Source organism: Corynebacterium afermentans subsp. lipophilum (assembly GCF_030408375.1).
Lineage (GTDB): Bacteria > Actinomycetota > Actinomycetes > Mycobacteriales > Mycobacteriaceae > Corynebacterium > Corynebacterium lipophilum.
Window position 1 is genome coordinate 1,754,374 of sequence record NZ_CP046530.1, and the last position, 13,537, is coordinate 1,767,910.

The following is a 13,537-nucleotide window of genomic DNA, read 5'->3' on the forward strand; positions in this document are numbered from 1 at the left end:
GTATCCTCGCGCTACGGTATGCACCATGCCTTACCACCGTCTCGGACTCGCTGATCGCACCCGGCCCGCCGCGTGGTGGCGGGCGCTGATTGAACTTCTGGCGCTGATGGGGTTGGTCATCGCCTTCGTGGCTATCTCCTCGCTGCTCCTCGGGCTGGCGGCGGGCCTGAGCGGGCGGAACTATTTGGACCTGCTGTCGGGCACGACGGATCCGCTTACCCCGCTGGTCCAGGTGCTGCTCATCGCCGCGATCCTGCCGGCGCCGTTTCTCACAGCACTTATCGCCGGCCGCCGCCCGCGTGCGCTGCACAGCACTGCATTACGGCTGCGGTGGGGTGTGCTGGGGCGCTCGCTCGCGGTGGTGGGTGCGGTGTACGCAGTATCTTTGCTTATCGACGTCCTCCGGGGCGCCGCCGCCGAAGCCACCTTCAACCCGTTCCGGTTGACCCTGATCGCGGCCCTGTTGATCGCCGTGCCGTTGCAGTCCGCGGCCGAGGAGTACGTCTTCCGCGGCGCGCTGCCGCAGATCCTCGGGCAGTGGCGCGCGCCGGCGTGGCTCGCCTACGCGCTGCCGGGCGTGCTGTTTGTCGCCAGCCACACCTACAACTGGATCGGGCTGACCGATATCGCTGTCTTTGCCGTGTGCACCGCGGTGCTGACGTGGCGCACCGGCGGGCTCGAGGCCGGGATCGCGCTACACGCCATCGGCAATACCGTGTTCTTCTGCTCCGGCGCGGTAGACATGCTCGACCCGAACGCCACGGAGATCGGGTTGCAGCAGATGCTCGGGGCCTCCCTGATGACCATCGCGTGCACCATCCTGCTGCTGTGGGCGTTCAAAGGAGTTTCAGCAGATCAGCAGAAACCTCTTGTCCCAGCAGGCGAGACAGCTTAAGGTTGCAGGTAACTGCAATGTGGAGGTGCCAACGTGGCGTTCGAGCGATTTAAGCGCAAAAGTGCGCGACCCCGCACGGCATCGCTCGACCAGGGCCTGGCTCTGCTGCACGACCGGGTGGCCAACCAGATTGAGATACGCCGCAAGCGCGCCTCGCGCATGGACGTGCGCCCCACCGGCTCGGTGCCCCGCAACGTCTACTACGCCCCCGACATGGACGGCGGCGCCGAACCCGGCGAGGTGGTGTGGGTGACCGTGCCGTCGCACCCGCCGAAAGAGCGCTCGATGCTGGTGGTCGGCCGGGAGCACAGCGACATCTTGGGCCTGCTCATCTCCCCGGAGGAAGGCCACGCGGAAGACGACCGCTGGTTTGAAATCGGCCCCGGCGACTGGGACGCATCCGGCCAACCCTGCTGGGTGCGCCTGGACAAGACCCTCGTTGTGCCGGAGGCCGACGTGCACCGGCGCGGCACAACCGTGCCGCAGCGCCGCTTCGAGCGTGTGGCGAACACGTTGCGCGAGCGCTTCCAGTGGCTCTAAAGGCCAGTTTGTCCCGGTAGAGACGGGATGTTATCCTGCTCAAGTTGACCGTCTCCGGCCACTTTCGGGTGCGTGCTGCTACGCGGGCAGGACCTTGGGTTCGCGTTCATAGCCAAAGCAGTGCGCGTTTTCGCCCGGCTGGGGCGACGACATCCGTGTTCGATTGAGAAACCAAGAGGTATTTCATAATGGCTAACATCAAGCAGCAGAAGAAGCGCGTTCTCACTAACGAGAAGCGTCGTCAGCGCAACAAGTCCGTCCGTTCCGCCACCCGCACGGAGATCCGCAAGTTCCGCGAGGCTGTGGAGTCCGGCGACAAGGCTGCCGCTGAGGCGCAGCTGCGCGTGGCTTCCCGCAAGCTGGACAAGGCTGTGACCAAGGGCGTGTTCCACCGCAACTCCGCGGCGAACAAGAAGTCCAACATGGCTCGCGCCCTGAACAAGATGGATTAATTCCATCGTGTTTCGCCCCGTGCATCGCTCAACTGGTGCACGGGGCGTTTCGTGTGTAAACCCCTTTGAACCAAGAATCGATGTACCCGCTGTGAAACACTCCCGCCGCGCGCTCGCAGCTGCGCTTGCCACCTCCCTGTCGTTGTCGTTGCCGGTCGCGCCGGCCGAGGCGCAGCAGTTAAGCTCCTCCCCCGAGTTTGAGGCGCTGCTGGCCCGCTACGCCCCGGGCGTGGACCCGGATCAGGTGCGCGCGCTCGGGGTGCTGGCGGCGCTGGTGGCCAGCATCGCCATCGCAATTCCGATGGTGAAAAACGGCAAGGTCACCTCGCCTTCGCGCGAGCACACCCACACGCTGCAGGTTGACGGGCGCAACCGCACCTACGACGTGGTGCTGCCGCGCGGCTTCGACTCGGAGAAGTCCTACCCGGTGGTGCTTGGCTTCGGCGGCTGGCACCACACGTCTGCCAACATGCACGACTACTCCAACCTGGAAAGCCAGTTCCCGGACGCGATCGTGGTCTACGGCCAGGGCGTGGACAACGCCTGGGGCGGCGCGCCGTACGCGGACACCAGCATCGAAGAGGATGTCGCGTACACAAAAGCCGTGCTTAACGACGTTGCTTCGCGCTACAACGCCGACACCTCCCGCACCGTCGCCGTGGGCTTGTCCAACGGCGGCGGCATGGTCGCCGCGCTGGCTTGCCGCGCCCCGGAGACGGTGCGCGGCGTTGCGTCGGTGGCGGGCGCGTTCTACTCCCCCACCGTTACCGGCTGCACAAGCGGTGAAGTGCCGACGATGATCATGCACGGCACCAACGACGGCGTGGTGCGCTACGACGGCGGTACCCGCCACGGCGCTTCCTACGAGTCGGTGGAGGATGTGGCGCGCATGTTCGCCCGCAAGAACGACTGCTACCTTTTGACCACGCAGTCCCGTTCCGCCGGGGTGACCACCTTCGACTTCGTCGGTTGTGCTGAGCCTGTGCGCATCGAGCGCGTCGAGGGCGGCGGCCACACCTGGTTCGACTCGCCTAGCGCGACGCGCCAGACGGCGCAGTTTTTACGCCGCTACCTCTAGACCACGCCGGCCAGCCCGCGGGCGATGAGCAGGGCGCCGACCACCATGAAAAACGCGCCGGCGACGATGTCGATGTAGGGCCCGGCGCGGAGGAACTTCCGGCGCACACGTTCTGCCGAGGTGATCTGCGCGACCGCCCCGAACAGGGCGAACGAGCTGAGCCAGAGCGCGGCGATGACAATCACCGCGGTTGCCAGTGAGGGGTTCGCGGGCAAAAGTGGCGCGATCATGGCGGTCAGCGCGACCACAATTTTGGGGTTGGCCAGGTTGGTGGCCACGCCTCGTCGATAGGCAGCTTGCACCGAGCCCAACCGCTGCATCGCTTCCTCCAGATCCGCGGGTGGATCGTGCCTGTCGCGCAGCCCGCCGCGCAGGTTGTGCTGGCCCATCCAAATCAGCGCCGCACCACCGAGTATCTGGATGGCGGCGACGGCCTGCGGCACCGCGTGCAACAGCGCCGCCGCGCCCACGACGGTGAGCGTGAACCACAGCGCGGCGCCGGTGTGGATGCCCAGGTTGGTCGCCCAGGCGTGCTTCCGCGAGCGGGTTGCCGTGCGCATGAGCAGGACCATGTCCGGGCCTGGGGCGGCAGCACCGACCAGGTTGAGCCCGACGATGACCGCGAGATCGCCCGGCGCGATCATGCCAGCTCCGCGATGCGTCGCACCGCGTTTTCGAGGGCGAACTCCGGGTCGCCGCCTTGGCCTTTCACCTCGGCGTCGAGGTCAGAGACGATGATCACGGCGTGGGACACCGCATCCCCGCTCCACTGGCGCGCCACCTGCATGGTCTTTTTCGCCACGTACGGGTGCATGCCGACGGTGCGCGCCAACTGGTCCGGGTTGCCGCGCACGCCGTGCAGTTTGGCGATGTCGCCGACCTTGCGTGCGAGCGCCGCCGCGATGGACACCGGGCTGGTGCCCAGCTGCAGCGCGCGGCGCGTGGAGGCGAGCGCCCGGTCCGCGCGTCCCGCCACCGCCTGGTCCGCGATGTCGAAGCCGGCGACCTCAGCCACGCCCACGTAATAGGCACGCACGGACTCGACGGTGAGCTCGCCCTCAGTGTCGCTGACCAGCTGGCTGACGGCGGAGGCAAGCTCGCGCAGGTCCGAGCCGACCGATTCCAGCACCGCGGCGGCCACGTCCGGGGTGGGGCGCACACCGTGGCTGCGGAACTCCTCCATCAGCCAGGAGCGGCGTTCGTTGTCTTTCAGCGCATCAGCCTTGTGCACCTCGGCGACCTTGGCAAACTTCTTCACCATCGCCTTTTGGCGTCCGCCGCCGGTGTGCTCGACGATAAGCGTGATGCCCGGCGCGGGGTTCACACACGCCTGCAGGAGGATCTCGGTGGGTTCCTTGCCTGCGAGTTCCGCGTGCTTGACCACCACTACGCGGTCCTCCGCGAACAGCGACGGGCTGGTGGCCATAGCGATCTCGCCCTCGGAGACATCGCCGGCGCGCAAGGTGGTCACCTCCACGCCCTCGCCGGTTTGGGCGACGATGGCTTTGGTTGCGCGTTCGGCGAGGAAATCGTCCTCGCCGAGCACCAGGTGCACGGGGTTGAGCATGCGCGCCATCTTACGTCCTGCACCCACTTCCCACAGAGCGACTCCGCACCGGGGTATTCCCCACAACCCACAGGGTTTTTAGTCCCCGTAAAACCCTGGCAATGTTTTTAGTATCCGTAAAACCCTGGCAATTTCCGCAGTGAGTCTTCATACTTGAATTGGAGACTGCGCAAAGCGTCACCGCCCGCGAGCATCCGCGCGCCAGTACCGGACCGGCACAACACAACAGAAGGACCCCCTTTTGAGCACGCACCTGACGTCCCGTCGACGCGGCACCTCCATCGCTGCCGCCGCACTTGCCCTCGCCACCGTTGCCCCGCTTACACATGCGGTGGCCTCCCCCGACACTGCCCCAGAAGCTGAGGCTGTGACCAACAGCAGCCCGGCCGACTCGAAGTGGTCTGCACCGGCTGGAACCATCGACGCAGACGCCATCAAAAACGGCTACGTCAACAGCGCCACCGACCTCACTAACGCCGGGAGCCTGCTCTCCGGGCGCGTCGGCGTCATGGAATCAACCGCGCCGTCGAGCATCAGCGACTCCATGGGTCTCAACGGTGTCACGGTGTTCATGCAGTTCCGCGACTCCGACGGCACGCTTTCCCCCGTCTACGCGGCTCAGTCCCAGGCCCTGGCGGGGCAGGCCGCCGGCGCCTACGCTTTCGACCTGCGCATGCGCGACGCAAACGGCAACCTGGTCAAGGATAAAAAGGGCAACTACGTTTCCTTCTACGACGCCAACGGTAAACCGCACCTGTTCAACGCCTCCGGCGTGGGCAACGGCCAGCAGGCGTACCGCCTGTGGGTGGCGGAAAAAGACCTGGTCAACCCGGATACGGGCAACCAGTACGTCTACACCCGCCAATCCGGCGGCATCGTGCCCAACTCCTGGGTCGGCGTGGCGCCGGGCTCTGGCCAGTACCCCGCGGACGCGTCCGGCATGTTCCAGCTGGTTGGCCAGAATATCCAGCGCACCGGCATTTTCCTCACCGAGGTGGTAGACCCCGCCAAAAGCTACATGTCCGCCCCCAACGTCAAGGTCGATCCCCTTGGCCCGCTGAACAACCCGGCGACCACGCTTTCTGTCACTGACACCATCTCCGGTTTCGTGTGGATGGACACGCTCAAGGGCGACCGCAAGGTCGGCCCGCCAACCCGCAACACGGGCGACGGCGACACCAACCTCGAGGGCTACAACGTCTTCGCTTCGGTGCTGACCCCCGAAGCCCAAAAGCGCGTCGAGGCCATTGAAAAAGATTCCAAGATCACGCTGGCGCAGCGAGCGGGCGCTATCAAGGCCATGCTCGAGGAAATGCGGGCTGCTGGCAAGGAACCGATCGCGGTGACCGTCACCGGAAAGACCGACAAAAACGGCCAGTACACCCTGCGCACCGGCTACAAGGAACTCTCCGGCAACTCGCGCATGTACATGTGGATCACGGACCAGAACGGCCAGCAGGTCAACGCGTATTCTCCTTTCCCCACTCCGGTGTTCCAGGAGTACAACGACAACGCCGGCGAGGCTCCCCACCCCGCCGCGGCCATCGTGCCGGGCATGAACCCCGCGCCGGACAACTTCTACAACTTCGGCTTCGCGGTCGTGCCCTACGGGCCGGTGAAGTTGGACATTCCCAACTACGACCAGCTGCTGAACCCGTCGCCGCTGAACGGCACGGCGCAGCTCAATGTCACGGGCACGCTGCCGCCGGTGCCGGGCAACCGCATCGTCTGGCGCAACGAAACCACAGGCGAGGTAGTCAAGGAGTGCCCGGTGTCCTCGCTTTCGGACGCGAACGCGTGCACCTTCCCGGTGTCCACGGATCCCACTGCCGCCGCCGGAACCGTGTACTCGGCGACCCTCTACAGCGGCATCGACGACCTGCTCGCGTCTGACTCCTTTATCGTGGCCAAGGGCCAAAACGCAGTGAGCCAGCCGGCCTACCGTGCCAAGGAAACCTTCCCCGGCAAGGCCGTCACACTGAACCAGACGGACACGTCCGTTCCGGCGGACACGAAGTTCACCTTCGGCACGCCTGCCGACGCCTCCGGTGCCCCCGTTTCCGGCTGGACCACGCAAGCAGCTTCGGATGCAGGCACCGGCGGGTTCACCGCCAACCCGCCCGCAGGCACCGCGCCCGGCGAGTACACAATCCCCGTGCAGGTGGTTTACCCGGACGGCTCGCAGGAGACGGTCTTCGCCAAAGTCACCGTCACGCCACCCCAGCAGGCGGAGGAGTTCACCCCGCAGGGCCAAACCACCGAGGCCATCGTGGGCACCTCTGTGCCGGAGGCGCGCTCCGCCATCGCCAACGTGGTGGACCTGCCGGCGGACGCGACCTACAGCTGGGAAACACCGCCGTCCACCGACAAGGAGGGCGACTTCCCCGCGGTAGTCCTGGTCACCTACCCCGACGGCTCGGTGGACCGCGTGGAGGTGACGGTGCGCATCACCCCGGCGCCCGCGAAGCCGCTGAACCAGACCAACGATCCGGCCGGTCAGGACCAGACGGTCAACCTGGGCGATACCCCAAATGCCCACGCAGCCATCGCCAACGCGGACGAGATGCCGGCCGGCACGTTCTACCGCTTCGAGTCGCCGGTGGACACCTCCACGTCCGGCGACAAGCAGGCCTACGTCATTGTCACCTACCCCGACGACACCGTGGACCGCGTGCCGGTGACGGTGCACGTGCGCACGCAGGCGGAGCAGTTCGACCCGTCCGGGACGCAGCAGACGGTGGACAATGGGGCTGAGGTGGACCCGGAGGCGTCGATAAGCAACGCAAGCGAGCTGCCGGAGGGCACCACCTTCGAGTTTGAGAAGGCGCCGGACACCACGACGCCGGGCACCAAGGATGTCGTTGTGGTGGTGACCTACCCGGACGGCAGCGTGGACAAGGTCCCCGTGAAGGTCACGGTCACCCCGCAAAACGAGCAGTACGCCCCGCAGCCCGCGGCACAGGTGGTGGACCAGAACACGACACTCGCCCCGGAGCTGTCCCTGCTGCCGAACCAGCAACTTCCCGACGGCACCCGCATCGAATGGGCCACCACCCCGGACACCTCCACGCCGGGCACCAAAGACGGCGTCGTGCGCGTGACCTACCCCGACGGCACGACCGACGAAGTCAAGGTGCAAGTGGAGGTCCGCACCCAGGCGGACCAGTACGCCCCGGCGGCGAAGACGCAGACCGTGGACAACGGCGCCACCCCGAAGGCGGAAGACTCCATCGCCGACATCGCATCGCTGCCGAAGGGCACCACGTTCGAATGGGAGGAAGTGCCCGACACCTCCTCGCCGGGGTCAAAGGACGCCGTTGTGGTGGTCACCTACCCCGACGGGTCCACCGAAAAGATCCCGGTGAGCGTTGTTGTGCGCACGCAGGCCGACGCGCTCACCCCCGAGAGCCAGGACCACACCGTGGACAACGGCAGCACGTTGGACCCGAAGGACTCCATCACCAACGCGGGCGACCTGCCGGAGGGCACCAAGTTCGCCTTTGAGACGCAGCCTTCGACCAACAAACCAGGCACGTACACCACCAACGTCATCGTCACCTACCCCGACGGCAGCGTGGACACAGTGCCGGTGAAGGTCACCGTGCGCCCGCTTTCGGACACCACTGACCCGAAGGGCGCCGACATCACCGTCGACAACGGCCAAGCAGTCACCCCGGAAGACGTGCTGACAAACGAGGCCGACTTGCCGGAAGGCACCACGCTCGCGCTGGAGAACCCGGTGGACACCTCGAAGCCGGGCAAGCAAGAGGTCACCGTGGTTGTCACCTACCCGGACGGCTCCACCGAGAAGGTCACCACAACCGTCACGGTGCGCCCGCAGGCGGACAGCAACTCCCCCGTGGGCCAGGACATCGACGTGGTCGAAGGCGCCGAGGCGTACCCCGAGTCGGCGATCACCAACAACGGCGACCTGCCCGCCGGCACCACCTTTACCTGGGCCACCGAGCCGGACACCAGCGCAACCGGCACCCAGGACGCGGTCGTGCGCGTGACCTACCCGGACGGCTCCACCGAGGACGTGCCGGTTAAGGTCAACGTCACACCGAAGCCCGCCGAGCCGATGAACACGACCAACGATCCGGCTGGCCAGGATGTCACCGTCAAGGCCACCAGCGCGCTGAACGCCCGCGATGCCGTGGCAGACGCGGACTCGCTGCCGGCTGGCACGCACTTCGAGTTTGTCAACCCGCCGTCGACGGACAAGCCCGGCACGTTCGACAACGTCGAAGTGCGCGTGGTGTACCCGGACGACACGGTCGACACCATCACCGTGACGGTCACCGTCACCCAGCTTGCAGACGACTACGCCCCCGCCGCCGCGGAACAGACCGTGGACAACGGCGCCACCCCGGACGCCGCCGCATCCATCGGCAACCTTTCGGACCTGCCGGCCGGCACGAAGGTGGAATGGGACAGCACGCCTGACACCTCCTCCCCCGGCGACAAGACCGGCACCGTGAAGGTGACCTACCCCGACGGCTCCACCGACACCGTCGAGGTCACCGTCACCGTGCGGCCGCAGGCCGACACCTCCACGCCCGCACCCAAGGTGCGCACCGTGGAAAACGGCGCCAAGGACCTGCGCCCGGAGGACTCCATCGCCAACACCGACGACCTGCCCGGCGCGACCTACACCTGGCAGACGCCACCAGATACCAGCAAGCCCGGCGTCCAGGACGTCTCCATCACCGTCACCTACCCGGACGGCTCCTCCGAGGAGGTCACAACCCAGATCGTTGTGAGCCCACTTGCAGACGCGAACGAGCCGACTGGCCAGCCGCAGACGGTGGATAGGGATGCTGCGGTGGACCCGAAGGCGTCGATAAGCAACGCAAACGACCTGCCCGAAGGCACCACCTTTACCTTCGAATCCCACGTAGACACCGCGACCTCCGGCACCAAGGACGCGGTGGTGCTGGTGACCTACCCGGACGGCTCCGTCGACCGCGTCAGCGTGCAGGTCAACGTACGCACCGACGAGCAGTACTACGCCCCCGCCGGCAGAACGCAGACCGTCAACATCGGCGAAGACCCCGCGCCTGCCGCCTCCATTGTGAACCCGGATTCGCTGCCGGTGGGCACCAAGCTGACGTGGGAGAGCGCACCGGATACCTCGAGCAGCGGTGTGAAGGACGCCGTGGTGCGCGTGGAGTACCCCGACGGGACCAGCGAAACCGTGAGCGTGACCGTTAGCGTCCGCTCCAACGAGCAGCAGTACACCCCGCACGCGGGGCTGCAGGTGGTGGACAAGGGCGCGCAGCCGCAGGCCGCCGACTCCGTGGACAACGCCGGCGAGCTTCCCGACGGCACCGAGTTCACCTGGGTGTCCACGCCCGACACCTCCTCGCCCGGCCAGAAGACCGGCGAAGTGCTGGTGACCTACCCGGACGGCACCACGGAGACCCTCCCGGTCGTGGTTCAGGTGCGCGACGACGCCGCGATGCACGAGCCCACAGCCACCGACCAGGTGGTCAACCAGGGCGAGGCCGCCGACCCGCGCGCGTCGGTGTCCGGCGACCTGCCGGACGGCACGAACCTCACCTGGGAGCAGCCGGTGGACACCTCGACATCCGGCGTGAAGGACGCCGTTGTCGTGGTGACCTACCCGGACGGCTCCGTTGACCGCGTGCCGACGAAGGTCATCGTGCGCACCCACACCGACCAGCACGACGCTGCCGGCCAGGACATCACCGCTGTCGAAGGCGCCGACGCGCCGCCGGCGCGCACCGCCATCGCCAACGTGGCGGAGCTGCCGGCCGATGCCGTCTACACGTGGTCGGTCGCGCCGGATACCTCTGCAACCGGCGACGTCCCGGCCGTCGTGCTGGTGACCTACCCGGACGGCACGGTGGACCGCGTCCCGGTCACCGTCCACGTTGTCGCGGCGCCGAAGACCCCGATGAACGAGCAGCACACCCCGAGCGCTGGCGAGCAGACCGTCAACGTCGGCGACAGCGTCGTGCCGCGCGCTTCCGTGGGCAACGTGGACGACCTGCCGGCTGGCACCCACTTCGAGTTCACTCAGCCGGTGGACACCTCCACCCCGGGCAATAAGGACGCCGAGGTGCTGGTGACCTACCCCGACGGCACGACCGACACTGTGAAGGTCACCGTTGCCGTGCGCTCCCAGGCCGACCAGTTCTCCCCGGAGGGCCAGCCGCAGAGCACCAACAACGGACAAGTGCCGGCGGCCACCGGCTCGATTGCCAACGCCTCCGAGCTGCCTGCCGGCACCACGGTGACCTGGAAGACCGAGCCGGACGTCTCCGCCCCGGGCGACAAAGACGCCGAGGTGCTTGTGACCTACCCCGACGGTTCCACTGAGACCGTGAAGGTGAAGGTCAGCGTCCGCGAGCAGTCCGAGCAGTTCAACCCGGCCGGTAAGGACCAGTCCGTGAAGGAGGGCGATGCCCCTGAGGCGTCCGCGTCTATTGCCAACCCGGAGCTGCTCCCCGAGGGCACCACGATTACTTGGGAGGACGCGCCGGACACCTCTACCCCGGGCACGAAGGATGCCACGGTGGTGGTGACCTACCCGGACGGCACCACCGACAAGGTCAACGTCCACGTTGCCGTAGGTTCCATGAACGACCAGCACGACCCGGTTGGAAAGGACCAGAGCGTCACCAGCGGCGATGTGCCGCAGGCCGGAAACTCCGTGGCGAACGTGGCCGACCTGCCCGCGGGGACCACATTCGGCTGGGAAACCGCCCCGGACACCTCTACTCCGGGCGCAAAGCAGGCCACGGTGGTGGTGACCTACCCGGACGGCTCCATCGACACCGTGGATGTCACCGTTGACGTGGCAAGCCAGGCCGACACGCACGACCCGCAGGGCCAGGGCATCCAGGCCGTGGTGGACACTCCTGCGCCGAACGCCGCCACCGCTATCGCCAACGCGTCCGACCTGCCGGCCGGCACCACCATCACCTGGGACAGCGAGCCCGACACCTCCACACCTGGCACCACTACCGCGACTGTGGTGGTGACCTACCCGGACAAGACCGAGGACCGGGTGCCGGTGGAGGTCACCGTCATCGAGGCACCTTCGACTCCGATGAACGAGTCCCACCAGCCTGTCACCCGCCCGGTATTTACGCAGCAGCTTGTCGACGCCCCTTCGGCCACCACCGCCGTCGTCAACGCCGACACCTTCCCGCCGGGCACCCACATCAAGTGGACCACCGAGCCGGACACCTCCGTGCCCGGCGAGCAGACAGCGTCGATCACCGTGACCTACCCGGACGGCACCAAGGACGTCGTGGAGACCACCCTGACCGTGGGTGAATCGCTGTCCACCACGCACACCCCGTTCTGGAACCAGACCCACGCCCAGCCAGGCGCCAAGGTGACCTTGCCGCAGGTCGGCGACCACGCCATGCCGGAGGGCACCACCTTCACCGTGGATAACCCGGAGTTCGTCATCGCCGACGACGGCACCGCCTACGTCACCCTGCCTGCGGATGCGGCACCGGGCGATGTCTTTACCACCACCGTGACCATCCGCTACCCGGACGGCTCGTACGAGACGGAGGAAATCCGGGTCACCGCCGAGATGCCCTACAACCCGGGCTACGGCGACCCCGTCGCCGCCGCGCTCGGCGGTTCCGGCACGGCGCTTTTGACCTTCGAGGTCGCTCCGGATGTCTCCGAGGCTCACATCACCGCTACGCACGACCACAACGGGCTGTGGCAGATCTCCGACCCGGACACCCGCGGCAACATCACCGCAGTGGGTCCGACGCTGGAGGCGCTGGCGAAGCTGTACACCGGCAAGGAGTCGGTCGCGGAGCTCGCATCGCTTTTCGACGCCTCCGCCGACGTCACCGTCACCTACCGCCCAGGCGTGCCCGCCGACGAGGACGTCACCGCCCGGTTTACTCTCGTGGCGGTCGACGGCACGCCGATGGCGCAGGTCTCCGACTGGGACGGCGACGGTGTGTCCAACGAGGACGAGGTGAACAAGGGCACCAACCCGTTCGACCCGGCATCTGTGCCGGCCGAGCCCGCTCCCGTGCCTGAAGATCCCACCGACGTCTACCCACCGGAGGTGACCGTCACCCCGGGCGGCACCACTGAGATCCCGGCGCCGGCACTGCCAGATGACGCCACCGTCACCCCGGCACCCAGCGTGCCCGACTGGGTCGACGTCAAACCCGACGGCAACGTCATCGTCACCCCGCCGGAAGACGTCAAGCCGGGCACCTACCCCGTCGAGGTCGAAATCACCCGCCCCGACAAGGACCCGAGCAAGGCCACCATCGACGTCACCGTCACCGAGCCCGAAAAGCCCACCGACGTCTACCCGCCGGAGGTGACCGTTACCCCGGGCGGCACCACTGAGATCCCGGCGCCGGCACTGCCTGACGACGCCACCGTCACCCCGGCACCCAGCGTGCCCGACTGGGTCGACGTCAAACCCGACGGCAACGTCATCGTCACCCCGCCGGAAGACGTCAAGCCGGGCACCTACCCCGTCGAGGTCGAAATCACCCGCCCCGACAAGGACCCGAGCAACGCGGTCATCGACGTCACCGTCACCGAGCCCGCTCCGGTGCCCGAAAAGCCCACCGACACGGCCCCTGCGCCGTCTGGGTCCTCGGCACTGACGGAGGAGGAGCGCGGTCGCTGCATCGCCACCGGCGTCGGGTTCGGGCTGCCGCTGCTCGCACTGATCCCGATCGCGATCGGCTCGCAGGTCAGTTTGCCGTGGGTCGACGAGTTCTCGCAGCAGGCAAGCGCAGCGCTGCAGGACTTCAACACCCAGCTGCAGCAGAAGACGGGCTTGTACAACCCGGATGTTGCGCAACAGGTGGACAGCATCAACCGCCAGTTGCAGGCGTTCGGCCGCGAGCACGAGACAGTGATCAGCGGCGCCGGCGCGGTCGCCGTGGCAGCGCTCGTTGTCACGCTGCTGTGGAAGAACTGCACCCCGGGCGAGAAACTGAGCTCCGAGTCCAGCAGCCAGAAGTAGCTGCGTTTGC

General features: G+C 67.1%; 7 protein-coding genes. 5 read left to right on the forward strand and 2 right to left on the reverse strand.

The window, feature by feature from the left end:
• Positions 1 to 25 precede the first annotated feature (25 nt).
• The 4 genes from CAFEL_RS08395 to CAFEL_RS08410 all read left to right on the forward strand — a co-directional run bounded on the left by CAFEL_RS08395 (position 26) and on the right by CAFEL_RS08410 (position 2,965).
• Positions 26 to 895, forward strand: coding sequence for a CPBP family intramembrane glutamic endopeptidase (locus CAFEL_RS08395; protein WP_194559712.1), 870 nt, complete (start codon positions 26 to 28; stop codon positions 893 to 895).
• 33 nt (positions 896 to 928) lie between these two features.
• Positions 929 to 1,435: a type II toxin-antitoxin system PemK/MazF family toxin gene (locus CAFEL_RS08400; protein ID WP_290171989.1), complete on the forward strand. Its 507-nt coding sequence runs from the start codon at positions 929 to 931 to the stop codon at positions 1,433 to 1,435.
• Between the two features lie 188 nt (positions 1,436 to 1,623).
• Positions 1,624 to 1,887: a 30S ribosomal protein S20 gene (rpsT, locus tag CAFEL_RS08405; protein WP_034998260.1), complete on the forward strand. Its 264-nt coding sequence runs from the start codon at positions 1,624 to 1,626 to the stop codon at positions 1,885 to 1,887.
• Between the two features lie 91 nt (positions 1,888 to 1,978).
• Positions 1,979 to 2,965, forward strand: a complete 987-nt coding sequence (locus tag CAFEL_RS08410; RefSeq protein ID WP_194559713.1) for a CE1 family esterase — start codon at positions 1,979 to 1,981, stop codon at positions 2,963 to 2,965.
• On the opposite strand, the gene CAFEL_RS08415 is transcribed toward CAFEL_RS08410, so the two are convergent.
• Together CAFEL_RS08415 and holA are read right to left on the reverse strand one after the other, a co-directional pair.
• On the reverse strand, positions 2,962 to 3,609 hold the full coding sequence (locus CAFEL_RS08415; protein WP_194559714.1) for a LysE family translocator: 648 nt from the start codon (positions 3,607 to 3,609) through the stop codon (positions 2,962 to 2,964). The genes CAFEL_RS08410 and CAFEL_RS08415 overlap by 4 nt on opposite strands.
• Positions 3,606 to 4,541, reverse strand: a complete 936-nt coding sequence (gene holA / locus CAFEL_RS08420) for a DNA polymerase III subunit delta (RefSeq protein WP_194559860.1) — start codon at positions 4,539 to 4,541, stop codon at positions 3,606 to 3,608. The genes CAFEL_RS08415 and holA overlap by 4 nt, the downstream gene beginning before the upstream one ends.
• A gap of 232 nt (positions 4,542 to 4,773) precedes the next feature.
• On the opposite strand from holA, the gene CAFEL_RS08425 reads away from it, so the two are divergent.
• Positions 4,774 to 13,527, forward strand: coding sequence for a Rib/alpha-like domain-containing protein (locus CAFEL_RS08425; protein ID WP_194559715.1), 8,754 nt, complete (start codon positions 4,774 to 4,776; stop codon positions 13,525 to 13,527).
• The last annotated feature ends 10 nt before the right edge of the window (positions 13,528 to 13,537 follow it).